The organism is Prevotella sp. AM23-5 (assembly GCF_003473645.1).
Classification (GTDB): domain Bacteria; phylum Bacteroidota; class Bacteroidia; order Bacteroidales; family Bacteroidaceae; genus Prevotella; species Prevotella copri_A.
On sequence record NZ_QUCG01000004.1, the window covers coordinates 37702 to 54169 of the forward strand.

Annotated in this window: 15 protein-coding genes; 6 read left to right on the forward strand and 9 right to left on the reverse strand. The window is 48.4% G+C overall.

The window, feature by feature from the left end; translation table 11 throughout:
- The first annotated feature begins 72 nt into the window (after nucleotides 1-72).
- The gene (locus DW657_RS02110) at nucleotides 73-1650 is read left to right on the forward strand and encodes a DUF4301 family protein (RefSeq protein ID WP_089544563.1); all 1578 of its coding nucleotides are present in this window, start codon (nucleotides 73-75) and stop codon (nucleotides 1648-1650) included.
- An 834-nt stretch (nucleotides 1651-2484) separates the two neighbouring features.
- On the opposite strand, the gene DW657_RS02115 is transcribed toward DW657_RS02110, so the two are convergent.
- Entirely contained in the window at nucleotides 2485-3516 is a 1032-nt protein-coding gene (locus tag DW657_RS02115) for an asparaginase (RefSeq protein ID WP_117661650.1), read from the reverse strand.
- 306 nt (nucleotides 3517-3822) lie between these two features.
- Here DW657_RS02115 and thrS point away from each other — a divergent pair, with 306 nt between their 5' ends.
- The 5 genes from thrS (at nucleotide 3823) to rplT (ending at nucleotide 8005) form a co-directional block, all read left to right on the forward strand.
- A complete protein-coding gene (gene thrS, locus DW657_RS02120; RefSeq protein ID WP_117661651.1) occupies nucleotides 3823-5775 on the forward strand; it encodes a threonine--tRNA ligase in 1953 nt (650 codons plus the stop codon).
- 252 nt (nucleotides 5776-6027) lie between these two features.
- A complete protein-coding gene (locus DW657_RS02125; protein WP_118311265.1) occupies nucleotides 6028-6402 on the forward strand; it encodes a GxxExxY protein in 375 nt (124 codons plus the stop codon).
- Nucleotides 6403-6658: 256 nt separating this feature from the next.
- Nucleotides 6659-7345: a translation initiation factor IF-3 gene (gene infC / locus DW657_RS02130; protein ID WP_117661652.1), complete on the forward strand. Its 687-nt coding sequence runs from the start codon at nucleotides 6659-6661 to the stop codon at nucleotides 7343-7345.
- Between the two features lie 78 nt (nucleotides 7346-7423).
- Nucleotides 7424-7621, forward strand: a complete 198-nt coding sequence (gene rpmI / locus DW657_RS02135; RefSeq protein ID WP_006846865.1) for a 50S ribosomal protein L35 — start codon at nucleotides 7424-7426, stop codon at nucleotides 7619-7621.
- Between the two features lie 39 nt (nucleotides 7622-7660).
- Nucleotides 7661-8005: a 50S ribosomal protein L20 gene (gene rplT / locus DW657_RS02140; protein WP_089544559.1), complete on the forward strand. Its 345-nt coding sequence runs from the start codon at nucleotides 7661-7663 to the stop codon at nucleotides 8003-8005.
- A gap of 294 nt (nucleotides 8006-8299) precedes the next feature.
- Here rplT and DW657_RS02145 read toward each other — a convergent pair whose 3' ends face one another.
- From DW657_RS02145 to DW657_RS02175, 8 genes are all read right to left on the reverse strand, one after another.
- The gene (locus tag DW657_RS02145; RefSeq protein ID WP_118311239.1) at nucleotides 8300-9058 is read right to left on the reverse strand and encodes a hypothetical protein; all 759 of its coding nucleotides are present in this window, start codon (nucleotides 9056-9058) and stop codon (nucleotides 8300-8302) included.
- A 133-nt stretch (nucleotides 9059-9191) separates the two neighbouring features.
- Nucleotides 9192-9983, reverse strand: coding sequence for a porin family protein (locus DW657_RS02150; RefSeq protein WP_118311266.1), 792 nt, complete (start codon nucleotides 9981-9983; stop codon nucleotides 9192-9194).
- 45 nt (nucleotides 9984-10028) lie between these two features.
- The gene (locus DW657_RS02155) at nucleotides 10029-11216 is read right to left on the reverse strand and encodes a PCMD domain-containing protein (RefSeq protein ID WP_118311240.1); all 1188 of its coding nucleotides are present in this window, start codon (nucleotides 11214-11216) and stop codon (nucleotides 10029-10031) included.
- Nucleotides 11217-11467: 251 nt separating this feature from the next.
- Nucleotides 11468-12079, reverse strand: coding sequence for an HU family DNA-binding protein (locus DW657_RS02160; RefSeq protein WP_158577302.1), 612 nt, complete (start codon nucleotides 12077-12079; stop codon nucleotides 11468-11470).
- A 71-nt stretch (nucleotides 12080-12150) separates the two neighbouring features.
- Entirely contained in the window at nucleotides 12151-12249 is a 99-nt protein-coding gene (locus DW657_RS18555; protein WP_158573450.1) for a smalltalk protein, read from the reverse strand.
- A 72-nt stretch (nucleotides 12250-12321) separates the two neighbouring features.
- Complete coding sequence (locus DW657_RS02165; protein WP_233546592.1) at nucleotides 12322-12771, reverse strand: D-Ala-D-Ala carboxypeptidase family metallohydrolase; 450 nt, start codon at nucleotides 12769-12771, stop codon at nucleotides 12322-12324.
- A gap of 869 nt (nucleotides 12772-13640) precedes the next feature.
- Complete coding sequence (locus DW657_RS02170) at nucleotides 13641-14072, reverse strand: hypothetical protein (protein WP_118311242.1); 432 nt, start codon at nucleotides 14070-14072, stop codon at nucleotides 13641-13643.
- A gap of 24 nt (nucleotides 14073-14096) precedes the next feature.
- Nucleotides 14097-16454: a bifunctional DNA primase/helicase gene (locus DW657_RS02175; protein WP_118311243.1), complete on the reverse strand. Its 2358-nt coding sequence runs from the start codon at nucleotides 16452-16454 to the stop codon at nucleotides 14097-14099.
- Between the last annotated feature and the right edge of the window lie 14 nt (nucleotides 16455-16468).

Below are 16468 nucleotides of genomic sequence, written 5' to 3' on the forward strand. Positions count from 1 at the left end.
TATTTCTGATTATCAGAAAAAACTATTATCTTTGTAGCACATATAGTGTAAATTTAACATAAATATGGTATTATGAATCAGCAAGATCTAAACCAAATCGCTGCTCGCGGCATTTCCGAGCAGCAGATTGAACACCAGTTGGAACAAATCAAGAATGGCTTCCCATTCCTCAAGCTCGAGGGTGCGGCTGCCATCGGTAAGGGTATCATGGCTCCTACAGCTCAGGAAGTAGAGGACTACGAGAAGGCGTGGAACGACTACAAGGCTGAGGGTCACAAGATTGTGAAGTTCGTACCTGCTTCAGGTGCGGCTAGCCGTATGTTCAAGAACATGTTTGCGTTCCTGGATGCTCCATACGATGTTCCTACTACTGACTTTGAAAAACAATTCTTCGAGAATATCAAGAAGTTTGCTTTCCGCAAGGCACTCTGCGACAAGTGTCATGTAAACAACGAGAAAGGCATCATGTGCCTCATCAAGAAGGGAGATTACAAGGCTGTAGTGGCTAATCTCCTCAAGCCAGAGGGATTGAACTACGGACAGTTGCCTAAGGGATTGCTCCAGTTCCACGAGTATGAGGATGAGGTTCGCACTCCGATGGAGGAGCACCTGGTAGAGGCTGCGCTCTATGCAAGCAGCAACGGCGAGGCAAACGTTCATTTCACCGTTTCTCACGACCACCTGGAACTCTTCAAGCAGATGGTAGCTGAGAAGGCTGATAAGTATGCACAGCGCTACGGCATCAAGTACAACATCTCTTTCTCAGAGCAGAAGCCTAGCACAGATACCATCGCAGCCAATCCGGATAATACTCCATTCCGCAACGAGGATGGATCATTGCTGTTCCGTCCAGGCGGTCATGGCGCTCTCATCGAAAACCTCAATGAGATTGATGCTGATGTAGTATTCATCAAGAACATCGACAATGTGGTTCCTGATCGTCTGAAGGCTGAGACTGTTACCTGGAAGCAGGTGATTGCAGGTGTATTGGTTACTTTGCAGAAGCAGGCATTCGATTACTTGAAGGTATTGGATTCCGGACAGTACAACCACGAGAAGCTGGAGGAGATTATCCGCTTCGTTCAGCGTGATCTCTGCTGCCGCAAGGCTGATATCAAGGAGCTGGAGGATGCCGAACTGGTTATCTATCTGCGCAAGAAGTTGAACCGTCCTATGCGTGTCTGCGGTGTCGTTAAGAACGTGGGCGAGCCTGGTGGTGGTCCATTCCTTACCTACAACCAGGATGGCACTGTAAGTCTTCAGATTCTGGAGAGCTCACAGATTGATAAGAACAACGAGGAGTATATGAAGATGTTTACCGAGGGTACTCACTTCAACCCAGTAGATCTCGTCTGCGCTACCAAGGATTACCAGGGCAATGCCTTCGATCTTCCTAAGTTCGTAGATCCATCTACCGGTTTTATCTCCAGTAAGAGCAAGAACGGTAAGGATCTCAAGGCCTTGGAGTTGCCAGGTCTCTGGAATGGTGCAATGAGCGACTGGAACACCGTATTCGTAGAGGTTCCTCTCGGCACCTTCAACCCAGTGAAGACCGTGAACGATCTGCTCCGCGACCAGCATCAGGCTGTAGAGGGCGGCATCAAGCACGAGCATCATCACGGAGAGGGTGGCTGCTGCGGCAAGCACTAATCCCACGGATATAGATACGATAAAGGCTCAATCTCCGATTCTTCAGTCGAGGATTGAGCCTATATTGTTTTGTTAAGAGTTGAGGTTTAGAAATCGTAGAAACTTATCTAGCTGCGAGATAACAAACCTGCGAGGGATAGATCTTGGCGCTTCCTTGATTTCACTCTTAACGGATTCTTGATGTACATGCTTGCCAAAATAGCTGTACCAGATGATTGATTGAACCAAAATTCTTGTTTCTTTTCTATTATTGGATTCTAGCTTTTCCGGGAGATTTCCTGGAGTTTGGCTTTCCGATAATACTTTTTTACTTGAATTCTAGTTGTACCAGATTTCTCCGCCCAATAAAGTTGGATACTCTTCTGATGTCGTTCTTTCTACAGGAGCTGTAATCTCTACATACTCACCGTACTTTTTTGCTTTACTCTGCATAATTTAAAAGGTTTTTTGTTGATTTATTAAACTTATTATTTGATTGATCGAATGAGATAGATTATCGTGGGCATTGCTGCCCATTCATAGTCATTTCATCTTTTCTTATCTTTATGTTTATAGTCGTATTTTATTTCTGTTTCTTACGGCTAGGAAAGTGCAATCGATTGCAATAAATTTTGCTTTCTTGCTCCCAATAGCAACTTTTCACACTACAAAGATAAGAAAAATATCGGTACGGAGATATTTTTTGCCCCAAAAACTTCTCTAAATTAAACTTTTTTAATTAAAACTGAATATTTACTGCAAAAATATGCGTTTTTCTCGTAACTGATTGAAAAAGAGCACCTACCTTCCGTAGAGGTAAGTGCTCCTGAGTAAAAGAATTAAATTTTACACATCTTATACCGTAAACTCGCCTGCAAGCGATTGCTTCAGCATCTCCCTTACCTTGCGGTTGTCATCAAATCTGCCTTGCAGATACATCATCTTCGTTACCATCGCCTCTACCGTAGAGTCGTGGCCGCTGATTACGTGAGCAGTCTTCAACTGGAATCCGGCGCCGTATCTCTCCATCTCTACGCTACCTGTCAGGCACTGGCTGATGTTCACGATGTTCACGCCTCGGTGGGCAGCTTCGTCCAGCAGTCGTATGATCCATGGAGAATGAGGGGCGTTTCCCGAACCAAAGGTACGCATCACGATGCCTCGCAGATCCGGCGATTCCAGCACGTGGCGCACGATGTTGTCCTGGATGCCCGGGAAGAGACTGAACACGATCACGTTCGGGTCGAGTCTCAGATGGGGTATCATCGGCTTGTCGTAATCCGGAGTGAGGATGTGGTGCTTGTGATACTGGAAATTGATGCCCACATCGCAGAGGTGCGGATGGTTGAACGATTCGAAGGCGTGGAATCCCTCGGCATTTATCTTGATGGCGCGGTTGCCTCTGATCAGCTTGCCGTTGAAGAAGATGCATACCTCCGGCACCATCGGTCTGCCGTTCTCGTCCTTTGCCGATGCTATCTCGATGGCGGTCATCAGATTCTCCTTGCCGTCGGTACGCAGTTCGCCGATAGGCAGCTGGCTACCGGTCAGGATCACCGGTTTTGTCAGGTTCTCAAGCATGAAGCTCAGGGCCGATGAGGTGTATGCCATCGTATCCGTGCCGTGCAGGATCACGAATCCGTCGTAGTCATTATAGTTGTTGGCTATCATGCTCACGATTTCTGCCCATCTCATCGGGTCCATGTCGCTGGAGTCGATGGGTGGGTCGAATTTTCGCACGTCGATTTCTGCCTGGATGAGTTTGAACTCGGGCATGGATGAGACGAGATGGTTGAAGTCGAGCGGTTCCAGCACGCCTGTCACCGGGTCTTTTCCCATGCCGATGGTACCTCCCGTGTAAATGATGAGAATCTTTGGTGTTGCCATTTTCTTTGTTTCTTTACATTTTGTCACTTTATCGGCTGCAAAGATACGGAAAATATTTTTTTTCCCAAAACTTATCGGCTAAAAAAGCACTTTCTTTTTGCAAAGTGTTATGGATTGTCGCTCAGAATGCCGATGAAGACTTCAATATGTCACCGTTTTCGCCCCGAAAATCCTCTTATATAAATAGGTATTAGCAAAATATAAATAGGTATTAGCAAAGTTTAGCAAAATAAATGCATTTTTATTCGCTTGTTACAAAAAGAAATAGTACTTTTGCACACGATTTAATAAAAATACTAAGTTGTTATGGTAAAAATCACATTCCCAGACGGATCTGTTCGTGAGTACGAGCAGGGCGTTACTGGCTTACAAATCGCCGAGAGCATCTCACCGGCTCTCGCTCGCAACGTTGTATCTTGCGGTGTCAATGGTGAGACAGTAGAGTTGGATCGTCCTATCAATGAGGACGCAAGTGTAGAACTTTACAAGTTTGAGGATGAGCAGGGCAAGCATACCTTCTGGCATACTTCAGCCCACTTGCTCGCAGAGGCTCTTCAGGAGCTTTATCCAGGCATCCAGTTTGGTTTCGGTCCAGCTGTAGAGAGCGGTTTCTTCTACGACGTGATGCCTGCTGAGGGTCAGGTGATCTCAGAGAATGATTTCGCTAAGATCGAGGCTAAGATGATGGAGCTCGCCAAGAAGAACGAGCCTGTGGTTCGCAAGGAGATTGCTAAGGCTGATGCGCTCGCTGAGTTCAAGGCCGACGGTCAGACCTACAAGTGCGAGCACATTGAGCAGGACTTGGAGGATGGTACCATCACCACATATACCCAGGGCAATTTCACCGACCTTTGCCGTGGTCCTCACTTGCTGAACACTGGTCTTATCAAGGCTGTGAAGATTACAAGTGTGGCTGGTGCTTTCTGGCGCGGTGATGCCAAGCGCGAGCAGATGACCCGTATCTACGGTATCAGCTTCCCTAAGAAGAAGATGCTCGATGAGTACCTGGTTGTTCTCGAAGAGGCTAAGAAGCGCGACCACCGTAAGATTGGTAAGGAGATGGAACTCTTCATGTTCTCTGAGCGTGTAGGTAAGGGTCTTCCTATCTGGTTGCCAAAGGGCACTCAGCTCCGCCTCCGCTTGCAGGAGTTGCTCCGTTCGCTCCTGAAGCCTTATAACTATCAGGAGGTTATCTGTCCTGGTATCGGCGGCAAGAGTCTCTATGTAACATCTGGTCACTATGCTCACTATGGCAAGGATGCATTCCAGCCTATCCAGACTCCAGAGGAGGATGAGGAGTATATGCTCAAGCCAATGAACTGTCCTCACCACTGCGAGGTCTATGCCCGTAAGCCTCGTTCTTACAAGGATCTTCCTTTGCGTATCGCAGAGTTCGGTACCGTGTTCCGTTATGAGAAGAGCGGTGAGCTCCACGGTTTGACTCGTGTTCGTACATTTACTCAGGATGATGCCCATATCTTCGTTCGTTCAGATCAGGTAAAGTCTGAGTTCGAGAACGTAATCGACGTAATTCTGAAGGTATTCAAGATCTTCGGTTTCGAGAACTACGAGGCACAGATCTCTCTCCGCGACCCTAAGGATACCGAGAAGTATATCGGTTCTGATGAGATTTGGGAAGAGAGTGAGAACGCTATCCGCGAGGCTTGCAAGGAGAAGGGTCTTGAGACTCGTGAAGAGATTGGCGAGGCTGCCTTCTATGGTCCTAAGCTCGACTTCATGGTAAAGGATGCCATCGGTCGTCGCTGGCAGTTGGGTACCATCCAGGTGGATTACAACTTGCCTGAGCGCTTCAAGCTGGAATATACCGCTGAGGATAACTCAAAGAAGACTCCTGTGATGATTCACCGTGCACCATTCGGTTCATTGGAGCGATTCACAGCCGTTCTCATCGAGCACACAGCCGGTCACTTCCCATTGTGGTTGACTCCAGACCAGGTTGCTATTCTTCCTATCTCAGAGAAGTTCAACGACTATGCTCAGAAGGTACGTCAGTACTTCGACAAGCAGGGTGTTCGTGCCTTGGTTGATGACCGTAACGAGAAGATTGGCCGCAAGATTCGCGACAATGAGTTGAAGCGTGTGCCTTACATGGTTATCGTAGGTGAGAAGGAGAGTGCCGAGGGCCTCGTTTCCATGCGTAAGCAGGGTGGTGGCGAGCAGGCTACCATGAGCATGGAAGAGTTCGCTCAGCGCATCAACGCCGAGGTTGCAGAGCAGCTGAAGGCAGCTGAAGAGTAATCCTTCTTTCATAGGATATTTTTTATTTGAATCTCCCGCAGAATTCATTTTTTCTGTGGGAGATTTTATTTTTCATCGGATTTCTTCATCGGATTACGCGGAGTTATCGGAACATTCTTGCTCAACGGATTACGCACGGAATTAAAACGGATTTCGACCTTCGGTCGATGGCATTCTGGTGATAATGGGGGTGAGGAAGGATGCGAGGATGAGGTTTGCTATTTGTGTTATATGAATTTAAATATTATAGGTATGGAATTGTTATATAAGGAATTGACGGATAAGATTCTGGCTGCAGCTTATCAGGTGCATCGGGAATTGGGGTGTGGCTTTCTTGAAAAGGTTTACCAGGAGGCTCTGGCTGTGGTTCTATCTGAAATGGGGATACCTTTTGAACGAGAGAAACCATTGGATATCGTGTATCATGGGAAAACGTTGGCCTGTAAATATGTGGCAGACTTCGTGATAGATAATAAGGTGATATTGGAGTTGAAAGCAGTGACAGATTTGGATACCAGTTGTGAATCTCAAGTCATCAACTATTTAAAAATAACAGGCTATAAAGTTGGTTTCCTGATGAATTTCGGCAATCCATCATTCCATTTCAGGCGTTTAGTGCGCTATTAGTAATGTTGTCCTCCTTTATGGCGTTAGCCTCCATCGACCGTAGGTCGAAGTCTGTTTAAATTCCGTGCGTAATCCGTTGAGCATGAAAATTCCGATAACTCCGCGTATTCCGATGAATAACATCATGAATAAAACCATAAATAAATAAAAATAAGCCTAAAAATGAAAATAACCCGCTGAAAATTTGGTGGTTTCACGGAAAATGCGTAACTTTGCAGCCGTTTAATCAAAAAACGTTGAATATATCGAATAGTTAATGAAAAATGACAAAATGAAAAATCAGTACCGCGTAAACGAACAGATACGCGTACGTGAAGTGAGAGTAGTAAGTGAAGGCGGAGCTGAAGTGATGCCTACACGTAAAGCGTTGGACTTGGCACGTCAGCAAGAGCTTGACTTGGTCGAGATATCTCCTAATGCCCAACCACCAGTTTGCCGTATTGTTGACTATTCTAAGTTCCTTTACCAGCAGAAGAAACATGCTAAGGAAATGAAGCAGAAGCAGGTGAAGGTGGAGACCAAGGAGATCCGTTTCGGACCTCAGACCGATGAGCACGACTATCAGTTCAAGCTCAAGCACGCTAAAGAGTTCCTCAATGAGGGTAATAAGGTACGTGCATACGTGTTCTTCCGTGGTCGTTCTATTCTCTTCAAGGAGCAGGGTGAGGTTCTCCTTCTCCGTTTCGCCAATGATTTGGAGGAATGCGGTAAGGTAGAGCAGATGCCAAAGCTCGAGGGAAAGAAGATGTTCCTCTATATGAGTCCTAAGAAGGCTGGCACAGCTAAGAAGAGCCAGCAGAAGATGGACCGTGAGAAGCGAGAGGCTGAAGCTAAGGCTGCTGCTGATGCAGAGCGCGCTGCCAATGCCGAGAAGAATGGCTTGCTCGCCAATGCCAAAGGCGGCGATGCCCTGAAGAAGCTCGCAGAAGGAACAGAGGATTAAGAAAAAAAAGATGCGTAACGCCCTGGTATATGCGTTGCCATCGCTATAATAAATAACAATTTAAAATTAAAAGTAAAAATGCCAAAAGTAAAGACTAATTCCGGCGCAAAGAAGAGATTCCGTTTCACCGGTACAGGTAAGATTAAGCGTCATCACGCTTTTCACAGTCACATCTTGACTAAGAAGACAAAGAAGCAGAAGAGAAATCTCCTCGGCGAGACTCTCGTAGACCGTTCAAACTTGAAGCAGGTTCGCGACTTGCTCTGCCTTCGTTAATTATTAACTTTTTAGTCGAACTTTTAAAGAAAAAAAATTATGCCAAGATCAGTAAATCACGTTGCATCTAAAGCAAAGAGAACAAAAATCTTGAAGCTCACTAAGGGTTACTATGGAGCTCGCAAGAATGTATGGACAGTAGCTAAGAACACTTGGGAGAAGGGTCTTACCTACGCTTATCGCGATCGTCGTAACAAGAAGCGCACATTCCGCGCATTGTGGATCCAGCGTATCAACGCTGCTGCTCGCCTCGATGGTATGAGCTACAGCCAGTTGATGGGTGCTCTTCACAAGGCTGGTATCGAGATCAACCGTAAGGTTCTCGCTGACCTCGCTGTTAACAACCCAGAGGCTTTCAAGGCTATCGTTGCTAAGGTGAAGTAATTTGAAAGATTTTTAAAGGAATCCTCAGTTATCTTTGATAGCTGAGGATTTTTCTTTTCTAGGGATGGCAAACTGGCCCCACACGCCCTGAAAGGGCAGAAGCTCCTAGCCCAGGGCAACGCCCTGGGTTGTACGGAGTTATACACATACGCCCTGTAAGGGCAAAAGCTTTATAATCCATATTTTAAGCTTTTGCCCTTACAGGGCGCTTTGCTGATTTGCTGCTTGTACCCAGGGCGTTGCCCTGGGCTAAGAGCTTCTGCCCTTTCAGGGCGTGGGGGCAGAAGCTCCGCTTTACTTGATCAATTCAAGACCTGCCTCAAACTTGGTGGTCTTATCCATGATGGCAGGAAGCTGGTTTACAACAGTCTTCAAAATCAGGAATTGTGCCAAATCCTCCTTGTCCATACCTGTAGTAGGAATCTTGTTAACCTGAGCATAAAGCATGGCGATGATAGGAGCTACGAAATCCTTGTCAACATAGAAATATACCTTGTTGGCTGCTGGATAAGATACGTGTACTGGAATACCGGTCTTAAACTGATCCAACATGCCGGCTACCATAGCCTTCTCCTGAGCATCGTCGATGTCTGCGGTAATCTTGGCTGTGTTCAGGAACAAGGTAATCATATTCTCGTTAACTACCTGGTATGTAGCGTAATCGTTAGCTACCTTCCAGTCCTTGTCATCAGCCTCTTCCTTGTAGGTTGCAGAAATCTGACCCTTCTCATTGAAGGTTACATCCTGCAGAACGCTTCTGAGCTGGCTGTTGAGCAGCATTGGAACCATTGAGATGGCATCCTTTACTGGATATGGCTCATCAAAGAGACCTGGAATTTCGATAACTGCATCGTTAGAACCTTCCCAGTTTAATACTATCGAACCTGTTGCCTGGTAAGTTGTTGGATCCATACCAGCCTCCTGTACCTTCCAGGTGCCTTCAATCTTCTCGTTGCGCTTGAAATCATTCTCATTGTTGTCATCATCGCTGCTACAAGCAGTGAAGAAGCCAAGGGTGCAAACCATGGCCATCAAATAAATAAACTTTTTCATTTTCTTCTCTTTTTTTGTTAATGAATAATTGTCGTTTTTTATCTTTTTATCTCTCTTTGGCTATATATATTGGCTATATATATTAATGTACGCGTACATTATTATATAGATAGCTTCAGCAGAATATGATCTGTTACTTCAGCTGATACGTGATGCCGATGCTGCCGTAGATAGGATACATCGTCTGCTCGATGGTTTCGAAATCCTTCTTGAAGATGCCGTTCAGACCCCAGCTCAGGTCGGCGCAGATGCCCCAGCGGTTGTTCAATCGCCAGTCTATTCCGAAATCTACGCCCACCTGCCAGTTGCGCATGTCATCGCTGAAATCGTAATCACCACGTTCGCCTTCCTTTTCTCCCAGCATCACCTTCTGTCCCGTAGGGTCTCCCTTGGGATGACCCTCCTCCTGGCGGCGGAGATAACCGTTGTATGCCCAGCCCTCAAACTTCTTCGAGGTAACATAACTTACGTATGGCCCCAGCTTGAAGCGGAGATTATCGCAGACATCGTATGTTGCCTGAATCGGAACGGTGATGAGACTCATATCCACCTTGGTCACTACATCGCCCGTAAAGATGCCCTGCAGCTCCTCGCCGCCACGAACTATCTTCATATAGTAGTTCTTAACGCCCGCATCAATCTTCATGCTCTTGTTCTCGAAGCGGATTCCTCCCACGAATCCCCAGTTTCCGGAGAGTGGGTGATAGGCATCCACGCCCAGACTGAAGTTAGGGCGAAGGGTGTAGCTGTGAAGCGTGCGGATGGTGGCAGGCATGCCGATAGGGGCGGTGCCGCCCAGGTTATACGCCACGCGTGCCTGATACTCATAGCCGTGGAGATATTTGTTCCAGGCACTATTCTTGTCTCCTGCCCATGATGCGGCGCCGCATGCCAGCAGGAGTGCCAGTACTGTTATCTTTTTCATACTACAGTTCTTTCTATAGTTCATCATTGCCATTTCCTCCTTTTCTTATTTGCAAATCAGTTTGAAACTATCCACCCAGAGGGTGCTGCCCACGGCTCCCAGGAAGTTGGCTCCATCAGAGCTGGATGAGCAGACGATGGAGAGACTGTAACCGCCATTCTTCAGCTTCACGGGGTCGATGGTCTTGCCGTAGGATTGATAATCGAAATCTACGCTGAAGTGATGCCATTCCGGTGTGTTGCCGATGGCTGTCTTTCCGTTGTCATCGCGGGTTTCACCTACCAGTGCGAGCGCTACTATCTGCTTGCTGCTCTGTACGTTATCGCCATAGAGCATTACTGCATTTCCATTCTCGTCGATGTTCTCGTAGAGCACGGCGTAGATGGTTCCGTAGTCATGTCGGTTCAGTTCGTTCATATCCTTGTCGGTGAATTTCTCGCCAGCCTGATACTTGTACCAGCCTTCCAGCTTCTCCGGTTTGGCGCTGAAGCTGAATGGGCGACCGAACTTGGTAGCCTTCATCGCATCGCGCAGGGCATCGGTGGCATCAAACTGTCCGATGAAGAGGTTGCCGGCAGCGATAGGCTTGTGTACCATATCGGCGAGCTTGCTGGTGCGCTGGGTGGTGAGCTTCACGCCCTTGTCCTGATAGCCGTCTTCTATCATCACGGTAGGATATTCCTCCGGTTTTGCCGATGGGTTGCTGATCTTGAATCCCGGGTTTCCGGTAGCCCAGATGTCGAGGAGATCGCCATTCCAGTTTTCCTGCCAGTTGTAGTATCCCTTGCTGAGGTATGCGTTTTCGAAATCGAATTCCAGCTCCTTGCTCATGGTGGTCTGACCCTTCTTGATGCTCACCTGATAGGTGCGGGTCCACTGCTTGTCTTCCGATGTAACCACGTATGTAACAGGACCTTTGGAGAAATCGTGTACGCTTCCGCTTTCCGGTTGGATGGTGGCTCCAGGAGTGAGTCGGAACATCGGTGCCTGCTTCTTGAGACTGGCGAATGGCTTCATGGTGAATTCTATCTTGTCCTGGTCGCTCTGCACGTTGACGAGCGTATCCGATGCGTTTGTGAACCACAGCTTCATCCAGCTTCCTGGGTGGATGTATGCCTGCTCAATGTCGCATTCGGCATTGAGGGGTTCATCCTTGAAGCATGAACTGAGAGATAGGGCGCAAACCGTCGATAAAGATAGCGTTAAAAATTTTCTAAAACCCATAGTCTTCATATCCTTTTCCTTTATTACATAAGAATCTCTATCTTTTGTTATAAGATTCTTTTCTTTATTATATATATATGAGCGTTATCTTTTTGGGATATCCGCTGATGATTCAATTTTCTGGTTGCAAAGTTACGCCGAAAACTTGAAAGCACCAAACATTTTTCACTTTATTTGCATATTATTTATGTTTCTGATTATTTGTTAAATGGGGCAGAAAAAAAGACTGGGCATTCCAAAAGGGATGCCCAGTCTTGATTTTAGAGACTTACATTGTCGTCGCCGCCGCCTTCACCGTCTCCGGTGTTATCCTTTCCGGTGCCTCCTGATGGGGTGTTGCCGCCGGATGGGTTGTCCTTGTCGGTGCCGCCGGATGTATCACCGGTATTGTCCTTTCCGGAGCCGCCTTCTGATGTTCCGCCTGAAGTTCCGCCTGAAGTTCCGCCGCCATTTTCCTCGTCTTCGATGCCGTTGTACTCGGTCAGCTCTTCCATCTTGATGCCACTGAGCATCGGCTTTACTCGCTTGCCCTGGTCCATGACAGTGTAAGGTGAGTAGATGACGTACATGTTCTTGATGTTGGCTGAGGTGAACTTCTTGGCGCTTTCGGCTGGGGAAGTTCTGATGCCGAGCTTGAAGCTTCCGAATTCGTCGAGCACCACCTTGTTGCCGTCGGCGATGTTGGCTGAGATCTCTGTCATCAGGGCATTGATCACGGCTAGGATGTCTGGCTCGGTGACGGTGCATCGCTCGGTGATCTTCTTGGCGATGGCTCTGGTGTGCACCACTTTGTTCACTACTGCTCTACCGTAGATCATTCCCTTGGTAGGGGAGTTCTTGCGGTTGTTTTTCACTTTTCTGAATTTTGCCATACTCATTTAGATTTAAAGGGTTAAACATTCATTTTTCTTTCTTCATCTGATATTTTTCCGTAGAATCTGCGTTAGCTACCCATACACGAGGTTACCCCCAGGGTGGTGGCAATCGCCGTGAGAATAGAAATCGCAATCTGGATAACGGTTTTCCATGTGTCTTTCTTCATTTTGTATCTCCTTTCTTTTTATCATGTTATTAGAAAAATTTACATCTCTTTTTATCAGGTTGTTAGAAAATTTTACATCAATACCTGCTGACGGTTCTTCCGCCGCATGGTGTAGCTTACGTGCAGCCAACGGTGATTGCCGGGAGAGGCGCTGCGAGGCTCCAGGATCAGCTGGTCGAAGGTGCAGCTCGATTCTATGAATTTTCTGTACTTCGCCAGAATCTCCTCGTTCGGGATGAAGATGTCGGCAGCCTCGCCCAGGGTATGCTGACTGCCCGGTACGCCATGCACGGCAAGGTTGAGCTGCGGACAGCGATACCCGCTCGTGATGGTGATGATGCCGCAATGCAGACGAAGTGGTTCCAGCACCTGCTCGCACAGCATCATCAGACGGATGATGATCATGGAGCTTTGTGGAGTGTTGTCGATGCCATACTTGATGGCGGTGCCCGAGCGGAGAAACTCTCCGAGGGCGAAGTGAGTGGAGAGGAGCATCTGCTGCATCCTCTCCAGTTCTAACATTGTGTGTGTTTCCATAAGCATTATTGATTGGTTTACGATGCAAAGATACGAAATTTTTTCGGGTTTGTCAAGGGTTTGGGGGTTACAGGGAGGGTTACATTGAGGGTTACCGCGTCAGTTTTAAAGCTTTTGCCCTTTGCGTAATTACCATCTTCTGCAATAGGGGGTGTGTCATAAGTTCATGACGTATTTTTTTCATCGGATTACGCTGAGTTATCGGATGCATTCTTGCTGTACGGATTACGCACGGAATTTAAACGGAAAGCGACCTGTTCGGTCGAGGAACCGGAACTGCATGATGTATAGTCCCACAGATTTCACAGATTTTACTACTATACGTTTTTTATGTCACGCAGATTTCGCAGATTTTTCTTATCCGATTCTTCTGCTTAATCAGATGAAGAATAATCTGCGTCATCCCATAGACCGAACAGGTCTAAATCTGTGTAAATCTGTGAAATCTGTGGGACAAAAAAACAATCAGAAAAAATCTGCGTCATCTGCGAAATCTGCGTGACCTTATAACATGTGGTTTAAGTCGTCTCGACCGCATAGGTCGCTTTCCGTTTAAATTCCGTGCGTAATCCGTACAGCAAGAATGCTCTTCCGATAACTCCGTGTAATCCGATGAAGAAAAAATGATGAATAAATTAAAAAGAGGATGTGACATAAACTTATGACACACCCTCCTAGGATTATTCATTTGAGCCTCTTTTGGGTCAGAAATGAGCCTAACTTAACGTTTGTTTTAGGCTCATTTCATCGCCAAAAGAGGCTCTGTTGCAGGGTAAAAGAGGCTCTGTTGCAGGGTAAAAGAGCCTCAAATGCAGGGTAAAAGAGGCTCTATTCCAGACCAATAGAGGCTCTTTTCAGCTTTCTCCTCCTTCCATGATCAGCAGCTCGATGATTCGGCAGGGAGGATTCTTCTGCAGCTGCTCCATGTAGAATCTCGTGATGCTGTCGGGGTAGATGCTGTTGCGCTGCTCCATGCCCCTGAGCTTGCTCAGCGCCTTATCCGGATGATTGGGTGGGGGAATGCAGCTCTTCTGGAAGAACTGGCGGTAGAGCTTCTGTAGGGGGATGGGGCGCAGGAAATCATCGTGCCACTCATCGCCCACGTCCTCCTCGCCGCTGCTCCTCACCATCACATAGTCGCTCACATCGTGTACGAACTCGATGATCCATCTCTTGGGGCATCGCCACTCCCGGATGCCCGATTCCTGATCCAGCATCCACTTATAGTCGTCGAGCATCTGCTCGTGGGCACGGGCTCTCAGCTCGTTGTACTCTTCTCTTGTCATAGGCGTATCGTTTTTTGAAATTCACTATCTCCAGGGTTCATCATCCTTCGCCAGCACCTTGCCCTGCATCACCTCGGCTATGCAGTCGTTTTCCGATTCCCTTTCGTCGTATCTGCCGCAGGGCTGGCGCACGTAGTACACCTTTCCGGGATGACAGAACTCCTGGTCTCTCACCTTCAGCATCTCTACGATGGTAAACATCTTGCCCTCCTCGGGCTTCGAGATTCGGTTTACGGTGAGCAGGAAGTCGGCGAGGTTAGCCCACTGCGCACTGCCCGCTACGGAGTAGATATCCAGCGGCGGAAATGCCTCGTGACCGTCCTTGTACTGTATTCTCGGGTGAGCCACCACCACCGTCCAGATGTGGCGCGTACGGCTCCATGCCTGCAGCTTCGTCAGCATCAGTCTCACCTTCTCCGTCTCCGTGGCACGGCTGCCGCCCTCGGTCATGTTGATGAACACATACGGGTCTATCACCAGATAATCAATCTTCTGCTTCTTGCGGTTCATCATCGCCTCCATCATTCCGATGATGTAGTTGCTGTCGGGCAGGCGGGTCTTCGTGTCGAAATCCACCATGTGCTCCGACAGGAAATCCAGCACCCTGCGGTTCTCCTGCCTTGCCTCTTCGGGCGATTCGGTGCCGTCCATATCCTCCGTGTTCCTCACCCCCAGGGCTATGCGGGCAATCTCCCTCACGTGCTTGCCCTTGATAGGTTTCTCGAACGAGAAGAACGCCACGCGCTTCTGGTTGTGGTACATCAGATGCGCCATCAGGCAGTTGAGGAAATCCGTCTTTCCCGAGTTAGGGCGACCGGTGAGGATGATGAGTCCGCCATCGGAAGTGGGGTGGAAGATGCCGTCGGTGAGTCCGCCCATGCCCACCTCGTAGCCCCGGTCGTAGTTGCCCATCATGATGTCGAGGATGTCTTCCTTGTGCTCGGAGAGGTCGTAGATGTCGGCGTCGCTGATGCCCTGAGCCTCGGCTATGATTCGCTGCACCTCGTGGCTTCCGAATGCCTCATATACCTCGCTGATGTCCTTCTTGCCCTGCGGCAGCGTGGTAACCTTGGCGCGGGTCTGGTATTGCTCTATCAGGAGTTTCACCAGTCGGCGGCCCGGGCGGTCGGTATCGCCGCAGATGATGATCTCGCCCGCCTGCTTGATCCACTCATCGAAAGCCTCGTGACTCTCCTCGATGTTGGTGCAGGCGCCGTTGGCGATGCTCAGCACGTAGGGGAATCCGCAGGTCATCAGCGTGAGTCGGTCCTTTTCGCCCTCGGTAATGATGAGCTGGCGGATGGGCTGTGCGTCGGGTCGGAGCAGGTTGATGCTGTCGATGCCGTAGGGGGCGCAGGGCTTGGTGGGGGAAACCTGGCAGAAGAGCTTGCTCCATTCGCCGGTGATGGGGTGCTGCTGCACGGAGCGGAACTTCACGTTGATGATCTTGCCGTCCAGGTAGTTGCAGTAGGCGATGGCAGGTACCATTTCCACGCCTTTCGGGTCCTCGCTTTTGGTGTCATCCGCTGTCTGCTTCATCCATGCGCACATCACTCCTTCCTGTACGATGATGTCGGGCGAGAGCTTCATTGCCTGGATGTATCGCTGCACCATCGCCTGGAGCGAGGCGAGTTCGCTGGCGGTAATCAGGGGACGGGACTTGGGATGGCGCGAGAGGAGGTTGGCGGGGTGGAAGTGGTCGATGAACTGCTGCTGCTCTTCCTGGGTCTTGAAGGGGTAGATGGGGTAGAGCCAGGAGCGTGTTTCGGCATCTATCTCGCGGAAGTCGTCGGGCAGCATGGGCACGTAGTCTTTGGCCTTGTGTTCATCCTGCTGCTTTTTCTGGGCATTGGCGTAGTAGTTTCCGTTCACCTTACCGCTGCCCTTTCCGAGCAGCGATTTCATCTCTTCCAGGTATCCGCTCCAGTTGCACGACCAGCAGTGGGTCAATCCGTTATCTACCTTGATGAAGCAGTGACGCTTTCCGCATTTCGGGCAGGTAACTTGGATATCGAGCTTTCCTCCAGCCATCTGCTTCATGGTTTTCTGGCTGATGTTCTTCAGGTGATTGAGGAGGGTCTTGAGGGATGGAGCATCATTTGCAGGAGCTGATGAGGAGGAGAATGCATCATCGTTTGAAGGGGATGATGATGTTGCGAATGAAGCATCATTTGCTGTAGATGATGAACCTGATGAGAATACATCATCATTTGCAGAAGCTGATGAAGCTGAATCTGCAGGGATGATGCCGCTCAGCATTTCCTTGTATCTCTCGAAGAGCAGCTTCTCTTCATCAGAGAGATTTTCCTTGATTTCATTGAAGTCGGTAGCATAGTAACGTGGCTTCTCATTTTTGTTTTGATTTTGTTGGTCTTCTTCCATGTTTTTAGGATTTT

What these genes read in the sequence shown, in the direction of transcription:
- DW657_RS02110 (WP_089544563.1), top strand. Translation starts at nt 73, where the DNA reads ATGAATCAGCAAGATCTAAACCAAATCGCTGCTCGCGGCATTTCCGAG.
- DW657_RS02115 (WP_117661650.1), bottom strand. Translation starts at nt 3,516, where the DNA reads ATGGCAACACCAAAGATTCTCATCATTTACACGGGAGGTACCATCGGC.
- thrS (WP_117661651.1), top strand. Translation starts at nt 3,823, where the DNA reads ATGGTAAAAATCACATTCCCAGACGGATCTGTTCGTGAGTACGAGCAG.
- DW657_RS02125 (WP_118311265.1), top strand. Translation starts at nt 6,028, where the DNA reads ATGGAATTGTTATATAAGGAATTGACGGATAAGATTCTGGCTGCAGCT.
- infC (WP_117661652.1), top strand. Translation starts at nt 6,659, where the DNA reads ATGAAAAATGACAAAATGAAAAATCAGTACCGCGTAAACGAACAGATA.
- rpmI (WP_006846865.1), top strand. Translation starts at nt 7,424, where the DNA reads ATGCCAAAAGTAAAGACTAATTCCGGCGCAAAGAAGAGATTCCGTTTC.
- rplT (WP_089544559.1), top strand. Translation starts at nt 7,661, where the DNA reads ATGCCAAGATCAGTAAATCACGTTGCATCTAAAGCAAAGAGAACAAAA.
- DW657_RS02145 (WP_118311239.1), bottom strand. Translation starts at nt 9,058, where the DNA reads ATGAAAAAGTTTATTTATTTGATGGCCATGGTTTGCACCCTTGGCTTC.
- DW657_RS02150 (WP_118311266.1), bottom strand. Translation starts at nt 9,983, where the DNA reads ATGAAAAAGATAACAGTACTGGCACTCCTGCTGGCATGCGGCGCCGCA.
- DW657_RS02155 (WP_118311240.1), bottom strand. Translation starts at nt 11,216, where the DNA reads ATGAAGACTATGGGTTTTAGAAAATTTTTAACGCTATCTTTATCGACG.
- DW657_RS02160 (WP_158577302.1), bottom strand. Translation starts at nt 12,079, where the DNA reads ATGGCAAAATTCAGAAAAGTGAAAAACAACCGCAAGAACTCCCCTACC.
- DW657_RS18555 (WP_158573450.1), bottom strand. Translation starts at nt 12,249, where the DNA reads ATGAAGAAAGACACATGGAAAACCGTTATCCAGATTGCGATTTCTATT.
- DW657_RS02165 (WP_233546592.1), bottom strand. Translation starts at nt 12,771, where the DNA reads ATGTTAGAACTGGAGAGGATGCAGCAGATGCTCCTCTCCACTCACTTC.
- DW657_RS02170 (WP_118311242.1), bottom strand. Translation starts at nt 14,072, where the DNA reads ATGACAAGAGAAGAGTACAACGAGCTGAGAGCCCGTGCCCACGAGCAG.
- DW657_RS02175 (WP_118311243.1), bottom strand. Translation starts at nt 16,454, where the DNA reads ATGGAAGAAGACCAACAAAATCAAAACAAAAATGAGAAGCCACGTTAC.